Here is a 17,712-nt window from a genome sequence, read left to right as displayed (position 1 = left end):
AAAATATTTTCTTCCGAAAGGAAAAGCTATGTCTAAGATGTACAACAACGTCACGGAAATTATTGGCGGTACCCCCATGGTGCGTCTGAACCGTCTTGACGCTGATTTGCCCGGCAATGTAGCCGTCAAACTAGAGTTTTATAATCCTGCTAATTCGGTAAAGGATCGTATCGGTCGCGCCATCATCGATGCCGCAGAAAAGTCCGGTGACCTCAAGCCCGGCGGCACTATCGTCGAAGGCACCTCTGGTAATACCGGTATTGCCCTAGCGATGGTTGGCGCAGCGCGTGGATACAAAGTTATTCTGACTATGCCTGAAACCATGTCCAACGAGCGCCGGGTGATGCTCCGCGCGTTTGGCGCAGAGATTGTTCTGACTCCAGGTGCCGATGGAATGCGCGGGGCCGTGGAAAAGGCTCGCGAGATTGTAGAGAACTCAGAAAATGCAATCCTGGCTTCGCAGTTCTCAAATGAGGCTAACCCAGAAATTCACTACACCACCACCGGCCCAGAAATTTGGGAAGCTACCGATGGCGAAATCGATATTTTTGTAGCGGGCGTGGGTACGGGTGGTACCGTCTCAGGTGCTGGTAAGTACCTCAAGGAGAAGAAGAGCGACATCAAGATTGTTGCTGTAGAACCTTCTGACTCCCCCTTGCTTTCCGGTGGTTCAGCTGGTCCTCACAAGATTCAGGGTCTGGGTGCTAACTTTGTGCCCGATACACTTGATCGCGAGATTTACGATGCGGTAACTCCTGTATCGGCTGAAGATTCAGTCAAAACTGCACGTGCGCTCGGAACTGAAGAGGGCATTTTGGGCGGTATTTCCTCCGGTGCCGCGGTATGGGCTGCGCTCGAAGAAGCCAAGAAATCAGAAAATAAAGATAAGCTCATTGTGGCAATAGTTCCCGATTTCGGCGAACGTTACATCTCTACTCTTCTGTACGAGGATATTCGCGGCTAAGCACCAGAATCTCTATTTTCCCAAGGTGGCGAACAGCTCAAGTTGTTCGCCACCTTGTAGTATCAGATACTAAGAGCCAAGGTGCTTTCAGCGAAGAAGTTACGACAGGCTGAAGTTGTACGCTGATATGCCTGCACATTTTGAGGAAAGTTAGTACATGAGCTTTTTTGATCGTTTTTCTGAAGACCTTGCAACAGTTCGCGCCCACGATCCTGCTGCCCGTAGCACAATGGAAATTCTTCTCAATTATTCGGGAATGCACGCCATCTGGATCCATCGGATTTCCCATAGGCTCTGGCAGAATGACTCCACCAAGTTAGCTGCTCGTACACTCTCACAGTTTTCCCGTTTTCTGACCGGTGTTGAAATTCATCCGGGCGCCACCATAGGTCGGCGTTTTTTCATAGACCACGGTATGGGCATTGTGATTGGTGAGACGGCAGAGATTGGTGATGACGTTATGCTCTACCACCAGGTCACTTTAGGCGGGCGTTCGTTAGAAAAAACCAAGCGCCACCCCACCATTGAAGATCAGGTGACCATAGGCGCCGGAGCAAAAGTTCTCGGTCCCGTAGTAATCGGTGCTGGATCAGCTATTGGTGGCAACGCCGTCGTCGTGCATGATCATCCTGCCGACTCCATCATTACCGGCATCCCTGCAAAATCACGGCCACGTACTCCTGAAAAGAAGAAACCTCTGGTTGACCCTGTTGAATACGTGGATCCTGCCATGTGGATCTAAAAACATGGCTACAAAAAAGGGATTCTTCCTCTTGCGAGGAAGAATCCCTTTTGACATACACCAGAATTTAGTGGGTATGTGAACTTGCAGCATCAATCTCTAATCGATTACCGCTCCATTCGGTGTGCCGCATGCCTTCGCTATCAACGCGAGCATAGGTATGAGCGCCAAAGAAGTCTCGCTGTCCCTGAATCAATGCGGCGGGCAGACGATCACGGCGCAGACCATCGTAGTAGGAGAGAGAAGAAGCGAAGACCGGTACGGGAATTCCCATTTCAGTTGCTTTGACAATGACGCGGCGCCATGAAGGGAGCAGATCTTCCATAAGCTTCTTGAAGCCAGGAGCCAGCAGCATATTCACCGGCTGAGTGTCCCCCTGATAGGCATCCATGATTTCGCCCAGTAGTTCAGCACGGATGATGCAACCGGCACGCCACAGACCCGCAATTTCGTCCAGCTTCAGCTCCCATCCGTATTCTTTGCCTGCGGCAACCAACTGGTCAAGACCCTGCGCATATGAAACCAGCTTAGAGGCAAATAGAGCCTTGCGGACGTCCTCAATGAACTCTTCCTCCTCTGCAAGCTGAGAAGACTCTAAAACGCCGGCTGGTAGCTCTTTCTGTGCCTGCTGACGCGCTGCGGGGTTGGAAGACGAGAGAGCACGAGCAAATACCGACTCGGCGATGCCCGTTACGGGAGAACCCAAATCGAGGGCTGCCTGGACGGTCCACCGGCCAGTTCCCTTCTGACCCGCTTCATCAACGATGACGTCGATCAACGGCTTACCGGTTTTAGCATCTACCTGAGACAGAACTTCAGAGGTAATTTCAATCAAGTAAGAATTGAGTTCAGTGGTATTCCACTTCTTAAAGATTTCAGCCTGATCAGCCGGTTCGATACCAGCAACAGAACGAAGCAAATCATAGGCTTCACCAATAACCTGCATATCAGCATACTCAATACCGTTGTGCACCATCTTCACAAAGTGACCGGCGCCATCGGTCGAAATCCATGCACAGCAGGGCTTACCATCGGGAGCTTTAGCGGCAATATCTTCCAGAAGAGGGCCTAGGGATTCGTAGGACTTTTCTGAGCCACCGGGCATAATCGAAGGTCCGTTCAGGGCTCCTTCTTCGCCACCGGAGACGCCGATTCCCACAAAGTGCAAGCCCATCTGTGACAGGTCGTGTTCCCTGCGGATAGTGTCGGGGAAATGGGAGTTACCACCGTCAATAATAATGTCGTCTTTATCAAGGAGAGGGGCAAGTTGATCGATGACAGCGTCCACAGGAGCACCTGCTTTGACCATGATCAGAATACGACGGGGAGATTCCAGTGAATCAACGAGTTCTTGAAGAGTCTCAGTACGAATAAACTCGCCCTCAGAGCCATGAGCCTCCAACAGGGCGTCAGTTTTCTCAACGGAACGGTTGTGAAGCGCCACAGTGTATCCATGACGAGCTAGATTGCGCGCGAGGTTTGCGCCCATCACCGCAAGACCGGTTACACCAATTTGAGCCTTTTTCGAAGTATTTTTTTCAGTCATACTTCAACTTTACGTGTTAGAACCGCGGGTGTGATGCCCTCTGACCTTTTTTCACTGACGTTGAACAGCTTTTCACGTTGATCGAATAGCTGGACTCATTCAGCCTGATCGTTCAGCAAAACCCATACTGCAGCAATTCCAATTACCAACGACACGGACGCAAAAGGAATCCAGATGCCTAGGAAATTACCCTGAAGGATAAAAAAGAGGGAGATGAGAAACCAAGTCAGGCTCAGCCCAACAGCTGTCAGATTGCGAGGCTTAAACTTATTCATGCGCGTCCCAGAAGAAAGTGATGATATACAAAGAAAGGCTTCACTTTCGTGAAGCCTTTCTTATCGTGGTGGGTCCTACCGGGATCGAACCGATGACATCCACGGTGTAAACGTGGCGCTCTACCAGCTGAGCTAAAGACCCATTGCCTTGCGATTTCCGTTTCCGTATCTCGCGGCGACAAGAAAATACTTTACACACACTTTTTGAACCGTGCAAACCAAAATCCCATGACCTGCATCACAAGTAGTTAAATTTCTGCCAAATTTTGCGCAAAAACCCTGAAAATCCGCGAAAAAATTAAGTTTAGAAAAATGAAAACCCCCGCAGAAAATCTTCTGCGGGGCACAATTCATCGAACCTGCTGCATCACCAATCGAGTAGCAGCCCATTCAGGACTTGCTTCCTCCGATGACGTCACATGCAAACCAGCTTCAGGAGCAGCTTCTTCAATATCCAACGGCGACACATGCCCATCGCGACCCGCCTTAGGCGTCATCAACCAAATAGCTCCACCTTCACCCAGGGTTGCAAGGACATCCACCAGCTCATCGACCAGATCGCCGTCCTCAGCGCGCCACCAGAGCAACACACCATCTACGACCTCTTGGTCTTCTTCGTCCAAAAGATCGGAATCAATGTGGTCCATCAAAGCATCGCGAAGATCAAAATCAACATCTTCGTCATATCCAAATTCTTGGATGAGATCCCCATCCTTGAAACCAAATTGGACTGCTGCTTTTTCAGCAACGGTCTTGGTCTCGCTCACTGAATTCCTCCTGGAGTAGATTTACTGCGTTCTGTGCAAATTTGCTTTGCATCTTAGGTTTCAGTGTACAGACAAGCGTTCACAGTCTGGAAGATATCGGCGTTTCACACGCCTATAAGCGCCAATCTGCGTTTCTGATACCAGAAATAGCAACCATTGCATCGGAATGTGACTTAAAGAACCCGACTTTGCTTACTCTTGAGGCTTACTTCATTTTTTTTGGGTTCAGATTGTGACAACATATAGAGAAAGCGTTCAATCCAATTTACGGGATGACGCATGGATGGCATTTTGGTGTCTACTTCAGGCACCCCGCTTAAACCAGATTTATCTACAAGAGAGGTTGGCTAGTGGGACCCTCCGAAACAAATGATCACGTCCTCAGTGCATTGACCAATGACTTCACGGACGCCGATATTGAAGAGAGAAATGAATGGATTCAGTCCTTCGATGAGCTCGTAGACGCTCACGGAACCGAACGCGCACAGTTCATCGTTCGTTCACTCCTTCAGCGTGCGCGAAGCCGTAGCGTACAGGTGCCCATGGTCACCACTACCGACTACGTCAACACTATTCCCGTTGACCAGGAACCTGAGTATCCTGGCGACGAAAAAATGGAACGTCGCTACCGTGCTTACCTCCGTTGGAACGCCGCTGTGATGGTGCAGCGTGCCCAGAAAGCAACTATTGGCGTGGGCGGACACATTTCCTCCTACGCAGGTATTGCAACTCTGTACGAAGTAGGCTTGAACAACTTCTTCCGCGGCCCCGAGCACCCTGGTGGCGGCGACCAGATTTTCTGGCAAGGACACTCCTCCCCCGGTAACTATGCACGTGCTTACCTCGAAGGTCGCCTGACCGAAGATCAGCTCGATGGTTTCCGCCAGGAAAAGACCAAGGGTGAAGACGGCATGCCGTCCTACCCCCACCCCCGTTGCATGCCTGAATTCTGGCAGTTCCCCACCGTTTCACTCGGTATCGGACCTATCAACGCAATTTGGCAGGCTCAATTCAACCGCTATATCCAAGATCGCGGTATCAAAGATACTTCCCAGCAGCATGTCTGGGCATTCTTGGGTGACGGCGAGCTCGACGAGGTAGAGTCACGCGGTGCACTGCAGGTTGCAGCCAACAACAAGCTCGATAACCTGACTTTCGTCGTCAACTGCAACTTGCAGCGCCTCGATGGTCCTGTTCGCGGCAACGGCAAGATTATTCAGGAACTTGAAGCATTCTTCCGCGGCGCTGGTTGGAACGTTATCAAGGTGATTTGGGGTCGCGAGTGGGACACCCTGCTTGAGAAAGACAAGTCCGGTGAACTCGTTCGTATCATGAACGAAACCCTGGACGGTGACTACCAGACTTACAAGGCAGAAGACGGCGGCTTCATCCGTGAGCACTTCTTCGGTAAGTCACCAGAGACCAAAGAACTCGTTGCAGACATGACTGACGACGAAATCTGGGCTCTCAAGCGCGGTGCGCACGACTACCACAAGGTTTATGCAGCGTACAAAGCTGCCTTGGAAACCAAGGGGCAGCCCACCGTTATTCTTGCGCAGGGCATTAAGGGCTACGGTCTGGGAACCCACTTCGAGGGTCGTAATGCTACTCACCAGATGAAGAAGCTGACCATGGAAGACCTCAAGGCTTTCCGTGATCACTTGCGAATTCCTTTCTCTGATGAAGAGCTAGAAAAGGATCTCTACAATCCTCCGTACTACCACCCTGGTATGGACGCTCCTGAAATCAAGTACATGATGGAACGTCGCGAACAGCTCGGTGGTTTCTTGCCCCAGCGCCGTCAGGTTCAAAAAGAAATTGAGCTGCCCGGCGAGAAGGCATACAAGGGTGCGAAGAAGGGCTCCGGTAAGCAGATGGCTGCTACCACCATGGCTTTTGTACGCTTGATGAAAGACCTCATGCGTGAGAAGGAATTCGGTAAGCGCATTGTGCCTATCGTTCCTGATGAAGCACGTACTTTCGGTATGGATTCACTCTTCCCCACCGCCAAGATTTACAACCCACTGGGTCAAAATTACTTGGCCGTGGACCGTGAGTTGATGCTGGCTTACAAGGAATCCCCTGCAGGTCAGATTCAGCACGTGGGTATTAATGAGGCCGGCGGCGTTGCGGCAATGACCGCAGCGGGCTCATCGTACGACACTCAGGGTGAGCCGATGCTCCCCATCTACATCTACTACTCGATGTTCGGATTCCAGCGCACCGGTGATGCTTTCTGGGCAGCAGCTGACCAGATGGTTCGAGGCTTCATCGTGGGTGGCACTGCAGGTCGCACCACCCTTACCGGTGAAGGCTTCCAGCACATGGATGGTCACTCCCCCATCCTGGCGGCACAGAACCCTGCAGTTCTTCAGTATGACCCTGCATACGGCTACGAAATCGCCCACATTGTGGAGCGCGGTATCGAGCAGATGTACGGTCAGAAGGACGAGGACCACAACGTCATGTACTACCTCACGGTGTACAACGAGCCCATTCTTCAGCCTGCAGAGCCTGAAGATGTAGATATTGATGGCATCATTCGCGGTATCCACCGCATCAAGGAATCGCAGGCAGACGGTCCCCGCACCCAGCTACTTGCATCGGGTATCGGTGTAAACTGGGCGGTTAAGGCTTCTGAGCTTCTTGAGAAGGACTGGGGCGTATCTGCTGATGTTTGGTCCGTGACCTCATGGATCAATCTTCGCCGCGATGGCATTGCAGCTGAACGCGAATCCTTCCTCAACGGTGGCAAAGATTCACGCCAGCCCTTCGTAGCACAGCAGCTCGAAGGTGCAACCGGCCCGATCGTTGCTGTGTCCGACTACGATTCTGCTCTAATGGATGGTATTCGTCAGTACGTTCCCAACGAATTTGCAACGCTCGGTGCCGACGGCTTCGGCTTTGCTGATACTCGCGCAGGTGCACGTCGTTTCTTCAATATCGATGCAGAATCGATTGCGGTTCGCGCATTGCAGATGCTTGCAAAGCGTGGAGAAGTCGACTCCAATGTTCCTGCTCAGGCATGGGATAAGTACAAGCTGAGCGAAAACAAGCCAGCAGTTGAGCCCAACGGCGAAGAATAAACTTTAGGTTTTTCAACAGGGGGGCAACGATTCTTTGGAAGAATCGTTGCCCCCCTCTTTCTTTGTTCTTACGCCGCTGAAAACAAACATCCCAATGTTGATGGCTTACCTTGTCTTTGAACCACCGGTGTAAATTGCTGGGAATTCGAAGTACAAACGAGCGGTTTCTCACGGTTGAAACTACTTATTCGACAGTTCACCTGCTTTTGATTGGGTAAGATTTTAGAAAAGAGCATTCTTATCTTCGATATTTCCAGTGAAGGGAACCCCATGATTGCAGTAGTTTGCCCGGGACAAGGTTCGCAGAAACCAGGTTTTCTGAAGCCTTGGTTGGAAGTTGAAGGTATCAAAGAGCATCTTCAGACCCTCTCATCAGCAGCAGATTTAGATTTGGTTCATTTCGGCACCGAAGCTGATGAAGATACCCTCAAGGATACTGCTATTGCGCAGCCCCTCATTGTTGCTGCGGGAATAGTTGCGGGAGCAGCGCTGAAGCGTTCTGACTCTTTTGATGCAAAGAGGACCGTCTTTGCCGGACATTCGGTGGGCGAGATTACCGCGGCCGCCCTCACCGGCGTCTTGAGCGAAGAAGATGCCATGAAATTTATTCGCGTTCGAGCCAAGGGCATGGCTAAAGCAGCTTCCGCGGCACCCTCAGGTATGAGTGCTGTCCTTGGTGGCGTAGAGGACGACGTCCGCGCAGCTATCTCCGATGCAGGTTTGACCGCAGCGAACTCCAACGGTGGTGGACAAATTGTTGCCGCTGGTTCTCTCGACTCGCTCAAGCAGTTTGCAGAGAATCCCCCTGCTAAAACTCGCATAATTCCGCTGAAAGTTGCCGGTGCATTTCACACTGACTTCATGAGCTCTGCAGTGCGACCCCTGAAAGAGTTTGCCGCTACACTCAACCCCTCAGATCCGCAATCAAAGCTTCTGACCAATTTTGATGGTTCAGAAATCTCATTGGGTTCCGCAGTCATCGAATCACTGGTAGCGCAGATAACCCGCCCCGTTCGGTGGGATTTGTGCATGCAAACCCTCAGCTCTCTCGACGTCGAAAAGATCATTGAGCTGGCACCAGCAGGAACTTTGATTGGACTGGCAAAACGAGGTCTCAAGGGCACTGAAGGTATTGCTCTTAACGTTCCTGAAGATCTTATGACTGCTACCGCCGCTTATAGCGCTTCCTAAAGATTTAAGACTCACTCAAGGATATTCATGACCACTCTCAAGCAATCTGCTCCACAACAGTATTCCCGTATCCTAGGATATGGCGCTTCTCGACCTGATTTGTCCGTTACCAATGATGACATCGCAGGTCCCATCAATTCCTCAGACGAGTGGATTCGCCAGCGTACCGGCATTGTTACCCGTCAGCGGGCTAGCGAAAATATTTCTGTAGCGGATATGGCGATTGAAGCAGCCCAGGATGCGCTCAAAGCCTCTCACGTTACCGGTGAAGACATTGATACCGTCATCATCTCTACTATTTCGCACCCCTATGCCACTCCCTCTTTGGCAACCATTGTTGCCGATTCCATCGGATCCCGCTGCGCTGCCTACGATATTTCTGCCGCGTGCGCTGGTTTCTGCTACGGCATTGCTCAAGCAGATGCTCTCGTCCGTTCTGGAGTTGCACGCAATGTGCTCGTGGTGGGCGTAGAAAAGCTCTCTGATTTTATTGATAACACCGAACGCACTATCTCATTTCTCCTAGGCGACGGCGCAGGTGCGGCAGTTGTTGGCGCTTCCGCAGAACCCGGAATTGCTCCGACGGTATGGGGATCCGACGGCTCCCGATGGGATACCGTTGGCATGACTCATTCGATGCTTGAAATCCGTAACCGCGATTTCGTTGAGAACCCTGTTCAAGAAGGCGAAAAGATTTGGCCCACCCTTCGCCAAGAAGGCCCTTCAGTCTTCCGCTGGGCCGTCTGGGAAATGTCCAAGGTTGCTCAAAAAGCCCTTGAAGAAGCAGGTATTACCGCCGATGAACTCGGTGCCCTCATTCCCCACCAGGCGAATGAGCGTATTATCGACCAGATGGTGAAGACCCTTAAACTTCCCGATACTGTCAAAGTCGGTCGCGATATTGTCGATGCAGGTAATACCTCTGCAGCATCAGTGCCCTTGGCTGCACACCGCCTCCTGCAAGAGAACCCCGACCTCTCTGGGAGGTTCGCCCTACAGATAGGGTTCGGATCCGGTCTTGCCTTCGCCGCTCAGGTCGTCGTTCTCCCCTAAATATTTGGTGATTTACCCCTAGAATTTCAACAAACACTCGCTGAAGAATTTTTCTGTAGGTCAAAGCGGGATAAAATCGACAGTGAAGTGCTTGTTGTAGCGTTTTATCGTTGTACCAGGTGCTCCCCGCAACCGGGGAAAATCTAGATAAGCGTTGCACTGTGCATCGCGGACACAAGAAAAGGAGCCAACGTGGCTAACAAAGAAGAAATCCTCGAAGGTCTTGCAGAAATCGTGAACGAAGAAACCGGTGTAGAAACCGCTGACGTTCAGCTAGACAAGTCATTCACCGAAGACCTCGACATCGATTCCATTTCCATGATGACCATCGTTGTTAACGCAGAAGAGAAGTTCGGCGTTACTATCCCCGACGAAGAGGTCAAGAACCTGAAGACTGTTGGCGATGCAGTAAACTTCATCGAAAACGCTAGCTAATTTCATGGTGCCAGGGCGCGGCAAGTTTCTCTTGTCCGCGCCCTCCCTTTATTCATTCTTGCCACCCATTCAGAAAGCTTAAAGATGTCTCATAAAGTTGTGGTGACCGGGCTGGGCGCGACCACTCCCATCGGCGGCGATGTTCCTACTACCTGGGCCAACGCGCTCAAGGGTGTGTCAGGAATCAAAAAACTCGAAGATTCCTGGGTTGAGGAATATCAGCTCCCCGTTTATATTGCTGGTCGAGTAGCCCAGGATCCTCTAGAATCAGGACGCCTGAGCAAGGTTGAAGCTAAGCGTCAGGATCCGTCTGGTCAGCTAGCTCTTGTTGCAGCGCGCGAAGCTTGGGCAGATGCCGGCTTCTCCGGAGAAAATGCTGAAGAGTCCGAGGGAGTAGATCCCTTGCGTACAGCAGTTTCTTTCGGTACCGGTATTGGCGGAGTGTGGACTCTCCTTGATGCATGGGATACGTTGCGAGAAAAAGGTCCTCGCCGCGTTTTACCCATGACCGTTCCCATGTTGATGCCCAATAGCTGTGCGGCAGCGGTTTCGATGGCTCTGAACGCCCGAGCTGCTGCTCAGACCGTTGTATCTGCCTGCGCATCTTCAACTGAGGCTTTGGACCTCGGCTTAGAGCTAATTCGCTCGGGAAAAGCAGACATTGTGATAGCAGGCGGTGCAGAAGCCGCTATTCACCCGATGCCGCTTGCTGCGTTTGCTAAGATGCAGGCACTGTCCTCTCGCAATGATGACCCTCAGGCGGCGTCCCGCCCCTACGATGTGAATCGAGACGGTTTCGTAATGGGTGAGGGTGCAGCGGCGTTAATTCTTGAGTCTGAAGAGCATGCTAAGGCACGCGGCGCGAAAATTTATGCAGAGCTTGCAGGCACCGGAGTTTCCGCCGATAGTTACCACATCACTGCGCCAGATCCCCAGGCGCTGGGGGCAACACGCGCTCTCAAAGAGGCGCTTGAGGACGGCGACATAGATCCCACTACTGTGGTTCATGTCAATGCACACGCGACTTCAACCCCTGTCGGTGATATTCCGGAATCGCTGGCTCTTCATCAGACGTTCGGTGAGCACACTAAGAACATCGCGGTTTCTGCCACCAAATCTATGACGGGTCATCTCTTGGGTGGCGCTGGCGCTCTCGAAGCAATCTTGACCGTTAAAGCGATTGAAGAGCGTAAAGCTCCTTGCACCATCAATTTGGATCAGCAAGATGAACAAATTGATTTAGACGTCGTAACTGATGCTCGTGAATTACCTTCAGGCGAGATTGTTGCTATGTCCAATTCCTTTGGCTTTGGTGGGCACAACGCTGTAGTGGCGTTCCGTTCTTACGAAAGTTAGAAACGGCCCCTTTGTGTAAAATATCCTCCCGCAACAAGTGAGTATCGGGAGGATATTTTTATGCCCGGGGATGGGCTTTGTTATAAGTATTCGTTAAACGCTCCACTGAAACATGAGTATAGATTTGCGTAGTTGCAAGTGAAGAATGCCCCAGCAACTCCTGTACTGTTCGAATATCGGCTCCACCGTCTACCAAGTGGGTAGCTGCGCTGTGGCGGAAAACGTGAGCCCCTGATGCTTCTGTATTTTCGATGGAATGCAGTGCCCGAGTCAGGTCTTCACGAATCTGCCGGGAGTTCGCTCGTCGTCCTCTTGGACCTATAAAGAGTGCAGGCTCTACTCTTCCCTGGGGGTTGTTCTTGAACCATTGTGGGCGGCCTCGGGTGACCCACTGGGACAGTGCTCTCAGAGCTGGTTTGCCCAGCGGGACCACGCGTTCTTTGTTACCCTTACCGATAACTCTGAATGTGTTTTCAGATCGGTTGATAGAAGATAAATCTAATTGAGTCAGCTCAGAAATACGGATACCACTGGAATATAGAATCTCGATAACGGCGAGTAAGCGCAAGTTTTTCGCGTCATTTGGATCATGTGCTATCTGTTGGGAGACTTGGTCAATGAGTTGCTGTATTTGCTGTTCGTTAAGTACTTCTGGCAGGTGTTTCTCGCGCTTAGGGTTTGCCAATATGAGAGTAGGGTTTGCGGTGATTAATCCATCTTCTTCTGCCCATGCAAAGAAAACCCGAAGGCTTGAGCTGTGGCGCGCCAGCGAATTTCGGGATGCGTTGTGAGCATGTTGAGATGCTAACCATGAACGAACCATGGTGATATCGATTTCTTCAAGCTCTCCAGCCCCTTGGCGCAGTGCAAAAGCCATGAATGCGGTGATGTCCTGCTGATACGCTGCGATAGTGTGAGGTGACCTAAACTTTTCATATTTGAGGTAACGCACAAAATTCTCGAGCGCTCGGACAAATACTCGATCTTGGTCAAGTGCTTGAGCGCCTAGCGGCAGCGTAGGAGATAAAGTCTGATGCTGACTTGGCTGTTTCATGGCTCGCCCCCCCCTCTTCTCACACTGTATCACTGTGACTTTGACCAGCCTTGATTCTGGTTGAGAGCTACTCCTTTGGCTGCCAGCTGGGAGAGGGTAAGCATAGTTGTTCGAATATCCAGCCCACTCATTAGCGCAATATTTTCCAGCGGGGCAGGACGCCGTAGCGGGAGAGCATCCCACACCCTACTTTGAACTTCGGATAGCTTGGGAAGCTCTCCTCTTCCGGTCTCCAGCGGAATGTCTAATGTCTCTTCTTCGGGAGTAAATTTTGTCTGCATCATACTGACTATGTCCTGCGCATCCGTGACGACATGGGCCAGTTCTTTTTTAGCTAACCGGTGGCATCCTTCAGAATTTGGGCTAAAGATATGCCCCGGAACTATACCTACTTCCCGTCCCAAAGAGAGAGCATGATTCGCCGTGTTGAGTGCCCCCGAACGCCATCGGGCTTCAACGATGAGTGAGTAGCCGGATAAGGCAGCTATTAATCGATTGCGCTGGAGAAATCGCCAGCGAGTGGGGGAATTTCCCAGCGCGACTTCGCTAAGCAATAGACCTTCATTGATGAGTTCTCGAAGAAGATTTTCGTTTTGCTTAGGGTAAGGTCGGTCTACACCACATGCCATCAATGCAACAGAAGGTAATTTGCCCGACGTAACAGACAAAGCAGTTCGATGAGCAACGGCATCGATGCCAAAAGCGCCACCGGAAACAATACAGTACTCTCGTTCAACAAGGTCACCGACAATATGGGCAGTGGCGGAGGTGCCATAACTGGTGATGTCGCGCGAACCTACCACCGCCACTGAACTCGGAAGAGTCAGATGGTTCAGTTTGCTCCGGTCTCCCCTGCCCCAAATACCATAGGGCTTTTTCTCGCCAAGGTCATCCAAGGCACGTGGCCAATCAGAATCTTCGGGTATGCAGAACCAGGAATCTAAAGTCCCGGCCATGCGAAATTCTTGGTCAGTGTTCACTTTTCCTGAACGTAAAGACCATCTTTCGATACGGTTCCCCAATGCCTCATGAATCTTTTGGAGATCTGAGACTGGGATGCTCCGCATGGCATCAGTCTCTGTTCTCTGCTCCCAAATACCAGGAGTGAATTCTTGCCGCTGAGTTAAGAGATCAGCGGTGAGGAGCGGTCCTAACATCTCAATGCAGAGGTTAATATAGGGATCTTCAGGTTCAGCGATGCGAACAATCTCTGCTCGCGCGCTGTGTTCAGGTGTCATCATGGTTTTCTCTTGAGCTTAAATGGTCTATGAAGGAGAGGTGCTGTGGAGATTACGAAAATACATGGCAAGATCCAGGTGCTCGGCTGCAGGAGAGGATTTTCCCTCCAAATCTGCGATAGTCCAAGCTGTACGTAGCACTCGGTCAAAGCCGCGAGCAGTAATTGTTCCTCTGTCTATGGCACGTAGCAGGGGCGAAAGTAGGGCGGCATCTAGCTTGAGGTCTCCTCGCAGCAGCCTGCCATTGGTTTCTGCGTTGGTAGAAAGACCATACGGTGCGAGTCTTTCTCGTTGAGCTGCTCTGGCTTGAATAACTCGTGTCCGAATGGATTCGCTCGATTCATTGTGCTCTGTGAGAGCTAACTCGTGAGATTGCACCCGTGGAACGGTGATGTGCAGATCAACACGGTCGAGCAGTGGTCCGGAGAGCCGTCCAAAATAGTTTCTGCGCTCTTTGGAAGAACAAGTACATTCCAGACCTCGGCCTGTATTCATTCCGCACGGGCAAGGGTTCGCTGCGAGGACAAGCTGGAAGCGGGCAGGATATACAGCCGAAGCTATGGAGCGATCCAGCGTTATCTGACCAGATTCTAGTGGTTGCCTCAATGAATCGAGCACAGTGCGTTTGAACTCAGGTGCTTCGTCGAGAAATAGAACACCTCGGTGCGCTTTGGAGATGGCTCCCGGTTTAGGTATGCCGCTTCCACCTCCCAAAATGGCTGGTGCCGAGGCAGAATGATGGGGAGCTTCAAAAGGAGGTTCTCTGATGAGTTCATGTCGAGGTGTGCCTGTTCCGCACAGAGAGTGGATGGCGGTGACGTCCATTGCAGAGGAGTCATCTAACGGCGGTAGAATGCCTGGCAGCCTTTCGGCCAACATTGTTTTACCCGATCCAGGAGGTCCTTTGAAGAGTAGATGGTGTGCACCGGCGGCAGCAATCTCTAAGGCAAATCGCCCCTCACTTTGACCGCTGACTTCTGCCATATCCAAAAATCGTTTCGATTCTTGTTCTTCTGAGCTCCCTGCGAACTCTTTTCTTACCGGTGGATACTTAATATTTTTTTCGTCAATTCCGCTGGCAACTAGTAGCTCTGCCAACGATGAAAATCCGCGCACCTGAGCACCGGGGACCAGTATTGCCTCTTCAAGGTTTTCTTTTGGAACGACGAAATATTCAAAACCAGAGTCCACCGCGGCTTGGACAGCTGGCAGAATTCCGGGAATCCTTCGTAGAGATCCATCTAACCCTAGTTCACCCAAATAGATTATTTTTTCGGGAATCTTGAGTTCACCTGCCGCCTGTAAAGCCGCCATCACCAGCGCAAGATCGAAGCCAGAGCCTCTTTTGGCAAGAGTGGGTGGAGTCAAATTTATCGTGATTTTCCGCTGCGGCAAAGGAATCCCCGCGTTCTTGGCAGCAGACTTCACCCGATCCTTGGCCTCCGATAAGGAAGCATCCGGTAGTCCCAGCAATACAAAGCCGGGAAGTGCAGCAGTTATATCGGCTTCAACTTCTACAATATGCCCTTGGATACCGACCAAAGCCACAGAATAAGTGCGAGCAAAACCCATCTAGTTCACAGCCTTGAGGTGCTCATAGGTGAAATTTGTAGGGGTTCCGCAAATAGAGATGGCATCCATACGTAAAGACCTAGCCCGATAGTCAGGGTTTTCAGAGCACCATGCATAGGCAAGTCTTTTGATGCGCTGGACTTTTTCCTGTTGAATCGCATCGAAAGGAGAACCAAAATTGAGCGTTGATCGCGTCTTTACCTCTACAAAGACGAGATCGCCTTCGGGGTCGAGCATAACAGCATCTATTTCGCCTCTGACACGTTTATCTCCCCGTTCGAGGCGCGGTCTCCAGTTTCTCGTGAGCAGCTGATACGCCGATAACTGCAATATAGCTACAGCAATATCTTCACCCCACTGCCCTACCTCAAGATGCGTTTTCATGTGGTGCCTTTCAATGAACAACATTTGTTGTTGTTTACTCTGCACCATGGAGAAGCAAAACGGATTTCACCGAATCGTAGATTGTGGATAACTACCCTTTTTATCCAAAATCCACAGGGCGATATTCCACAGGTAGGGCTGAGAACGAGCCCTTATTCATCAAAATCAGGAATCTCAGGGATAATCAATTCACCCTCGGTAGAGCGTTCTTCCACGTTGATATCTTTGACGGAAAAGATTTTCACATTCTTCATAAAGCGTGAAGGTCGGAAAATATCCCACACCCATACATCTGCCATCGCTACTTCGAAAAAGAGCGTTCCGTTATCCGCGCGGGGTTGTACATCTACTGAATTACACAGGTAAAAACGTTTGTCTGTTTCCACCACATAGGTGAATAACCCAAATACGTTTTTATATTCTTCGTACAGAGCCATTTGCGCATCAGATTCAAAATTCTCTAGATCCTCACCGCTCATTATTTTTCACCGCCCTTTCTATATAGGTTGTTTTGACTTGCTCTGCGCTCACGCCTAGATTCCAGCTCAAGCGATGCTGGGTGGAAGGACCTATCTCGGCAAGTGCCTGCCGGTGACTCGCAGATCCATACCCTTTATTTTTGTGCCAACCATAAGCAGGAAAGTGCTGCGCTAGTTGATTCATGAGCGCATCCCGCTCAACTTTGGCAACCACAGAAGCTGCAGCAATGGACGCGCATTTATAGTCACCTTTGATGATGGTGACGACGAGGCCCTCCCACGGCTGTACAAGGGAGGAAGAACTCCCCCAGGCTTCCTGGGTCAACCGCTGATAGAGTTCTTCAGCTGGGTCCAAAGAAATCAATAAATCAGGCTCAGATGCAGTGAGCCAATCGTGTTTGCCATCTAAAAGAACCAAATCGGGCTTGATCTCAGGGCTCACGACCTGAGCTAAAGCACGTTGACCGGCCAGACGTAAGGAGCGCGTCATGCCCAAAGCATCAATCTCCTCTGGCTGAGTATGACCCACTGCCGTAGGAATCCACTTATTGATGAGAGGAACCATCTCCGTGCGTTTTTTCTCAGTAAGTGCTTTGGAATCGATGAGACCGTCTATTTGGAGTTCATCGGAAGCGGAGACCAACGATACTCCCACGCTCACCGGTCCGGAAAGCGAGCCACGCCCGACTTCATCCATGCCTGCAATAAGTTGGACACCGGAAGAGAAATATTCTCTTTCGGTGTCCAATGTAGCTGTCTTAATGTTCTTCACAACTTTCTTACTTGTTGGTGTTCTCCGGCACGTTAGTAAAGACGTCCGAGGCTCCGCCGATGAACGTGAAGTGGCTCAAGGGCCAGGCTACAACGAACACTTCGCCTTCAACATCACCATCACTGATGAATTCGGTTCCATCTTCAATGTGATAGCGGGAATCTGCAGAGTTATTGCGATGATCGCCCAATACAAAGTAATTGTTCTCAGGAACAATCACGTCAAAAGGAATATCCGAGGGATTCGCACCGGGATACAAGTAGGGCTCGGTGATTTCTTCACCGTTAACCGTAATTTTGCCGTCAGCCGAGCAGCATACAACGTGGTCTCCACCTACGCCGATGACACGCTTGACCAAGTAATTATTGGATGTATCTGGAAGGATACCCACAAATGAAAGAGCAGTTCGAATGGGGTTTGTAGCAACTGGAGCGCTTTGATCAACCCAACCGTGCGCGTCTTTAAAAACAATGATGTCGCCACGTTCGGCTTCGCCAAACATCGAACCCGCAACATTGACGAAAACCCGGTCATTGACTTGGAGAGTATTTTCCATGGAACCAGAGGGGATATAAAAGCCTCTCAGTACAAAGGTCTTCAGAATAAACGCGATAAGAAGTGCGTAGAGGAGGACCATGAAAAACTCTTTAATCTGTCCACCAAGACCGGATGAATTCTCTTCTTTCGCAGGAACCGCGCGATGACGCATGGCAGCTACCTGATCTGATGTTTCGACGTCGTGGTTCGAGCTTTCGTTCAGGCGCTCGTTATTGGTTTCATCAGTCACGCAAAATACCT

At 50.8% G+C, this 17,712-nt stretch carries 16 protein-coding genes and 1 tRNA gene; 7 read left to right on the top strand and 10 right to left on the bottom strand.

What is annotated here, in order from left to right; genetic code table 11:
- Positions 1–28: 28 nt before the first annotated feature.
- Complete coding sequence (gene cysK / locus ACFR81_RS08185; RefSeq protein ID WP_068170103.1) at positions 29–964, top strand: cysteine synthase A; 936 nt, start codon at positions 29–31, stop codon at positions 962–964.
- A gap of 157 nt (positions 965–1,121) precedes the next feature.
- The gene (gene epsC, locus ACFR81_RS08180) at positions 1,122–1,706 is read left to right on the top strand and encodes a serine O-acetyltransferase EpsC (protein ID WP_190618454.1); all 585 of its coding nucleotides are present in this window, start codon (positions 1,122–1,124) and stop codon (positions 1,704–1,706) included.
- A gap of 67 nt (positions 1,707–1,773) precedes the next feature.
- Here epsC and gndA read toward each other — a convergent pair whose 3' ends face one another.
- The 3 genes from gndA to ACFR81_RS08165 form a co-directional block, all read right to left on the bottom strand.
- On the bottom strand, positions 1,774–3,252 hold the full coding sequence (gene gndA / locus ACFR81_RS08175) for an NADP-dependent phosphogluconate dehydrogenase (RefSeq protein WP_343875068.1): 1,479 nt from the start codon (positions 3,250–3,252) through the stop codon (positions 1,774–1,776).
- 341 nt (positions 3,253–3,593) lie between these two features.
- Positions 3,594–3,669: transfer RNA gene (locus ACFR81_RS08170), tRNA-Val, on the bottom strand.
- Between the two features lie 208 nt (positions 3,670–3,877).
- Positions 3,878–4,294: a DUF3052 domain-containing protein gene (locus ACFR81_RS08165; protein WP_343875070.1), complete on the bottom strand. Its 417-nt coding sequence runs from the start codon at positions 4,292–4,294 to the stop codon at positions 3,878–3,880.
- Between the two features lie 350 nt (positions 4,295–4,644).
- Here ACFR81_RS08165 and aceE point away from each other — a divergent pair, with 350 nt between their 5' ends.
- The 5 genes from aceE to fabF all read left to right on the top strand — a co-directional run bounded on the left by aceE (position 4,645) and on the right by fabF (position 11,415).
- The gene (gene aceE / locus ACFR81_RS08160; protein WP_343875072.1) at positions 4,645–7,380 is read left to right on the top strand and encodes a pyruvate dehydrogenase (acetyl-transferring), homodimeric type; all 2,736 of its coding nucleotides are present in this window, start codon (positions 4,645–4,647) and stop codon (positions 7,378–7,380) included.
- A gap of 270 nt (positions 7,381–7,650) precedes the next feature.
- The gene (locus ACFR81_RS08155; RefSeq protein WP_068170121.1) at positions 7,651–8,571 is read left to right on the top strand and encodes an ACP S-malonyltransferase; all 921 of its coding nucleotides are present in this window, start codon (positions 7,651–7,653) and stop codon (positions 8,569–8,571) included.
- A 27-nt stretch (positions 8,572–8,598) separates the two neighbouring features.
- Complete coding sequence (locus tag ACFR81_RS08150; RefSeq protein ID WP_343875074.1) at positions 8,599–9,624, top strand: beta-ketoacyl-ACP synthase 3; 1,026 nt, start codon at positions 8,599–8,601, stop codon at positions 9,622–9,624.
- Positions 9,625–9,816: 192 nt separating this feature from the next.
- The gene (locus ACFR81_RS08145) at positions 9,817–10,059 is read left to right on the top strand and encodes an acyl carrier protein (RefSeq protein WP_068170127.1); all 243 of its coding nucleotides are present in this window, start codon (positions 9,817–9,819) and stop codon (positions 10,057–10,059) included.
- Positions 10,060–10,143: 84 nt separating this feature from the next.
- Entirely contained in the window at positions 10,144–11,415 is a 1,272-nt protein-coding gene (gene fabF / locus ACFR81_RS08140; RefSeq protein WP_068170130.1) for a beta-ketoacyl-ACP synthase II, read from the top strand.
- Between the two features lie 58 nt (positions 11,416–11,473).
- Here the strand turns inward: fabF and ACFR81_RS08135 are convergent, their stop codons facing one another.
- From ACFR81_RS08135 to lepB, 7 genes are all read right to left on the bottom strand, one after another.
- The gene (locus tag ACFR81_RS08135) at positions 11,474–12,469 is read right to left on the bottom strand and encodes a tyrosine recombinase XerC (RefSeq protein WP_343875077.1); all 996 of its coding nucleotides are present in this window, start codon (positions 12,467–12,469) and stop codon (positions 11,474–11,476) included.
- Between the two features lie 29 nt (positions 12,470–12,498).
- Positions 12,499–13,710: a DNA-processing protein DprA gene (dprA, locus tag ACFR81_RS08130; RefSeq protein WP_068170135.1), complete on the bottom strand. Its 1,212-nt coding sequence runs from the start codon at positions 13,708–13,710 to the stop codon at positions 12,499–12,501.
- 24 nt (positions 13,711–13,734) lie between these two features.
- A complete protein-coding gene (locus tag ACFR81_RS08125; protein WP_145173144.1) occupies positions 13,735–15,279 on the bottom strand; it encodes a YifB family Mg chelatase-like AAA ATPase in 1,545 nt (514 codons plus the stop codon).
- Positions 15,280–15,663 (bottom strand): YraN family protein, encoded by a 384-nt coding sequence (locus ACFR81_RS08120; RefSeq protein WP_151144619.1) that lies wholly within the window; start codon positions 15,661–15,663, stop codon positions 15,280–15,282. It lies immediately after the preceding gene.
- 152 nt (positions 15,664–15,815) lie between these two features.
- Positions 15,816–16,142 carry a DUF2469 family protein gene (locus ACFR81_RS08115; protein ID WP_343875082.1) on the bottom strand — a complete coding sequence of 109 codons (327 nt, stop codon included), beginning with the start codon at positions 16,140–16,142 and terminating at the stop codon, positions 15,816–15,818.
- On the bottom strand, positions 16,132–16,914 hold the full coding sequence (locus ACFR81_RS08110) for a ribonuclease HII (RefSeq protein ID WP_343875084.1): 783 nt from the start codon (positions 16,912–16,914) through the stop codon (positions 16,132–16,134). The genes ACFR81_RS08115 and ACFR81_RS08110 overlap by 11 nt, the downstream gene beginning before the upstream one ends.
- A gap of 7 nt (positions 16,915–16,921) precedes the next feature.
- Positions 16,922–17,701 carry a signal peptidase I gene (lepB, locus tag ACFR81_RS08105; RefSeq protein ID WP_343875086.1) on the bottom strand — a complete coding sequence of 260 codons (780 nt, stop codon included), beginning with the start codon at positions 17,699–17,701 and terminating at the stop codon, positions 16,922–16,924.
- Positions 17,702–17,712: the final 11 nt, after the last annotated feature.

Source organism: Rothia amarae (genome assembly GCF_042677725.1).
Taxonomy (GTDB): domain Bacteria; phylum Actinomycetota; class Actinomycetes; order Actinomycetales; family Micrococcaceae; genus Rothia; species Rothia amarae.
The sequence above is the reverse complement of the archived record's forward strand: the minus strand, read 5'-3'. Positions and strand labels throughout refer to the sequence as shown.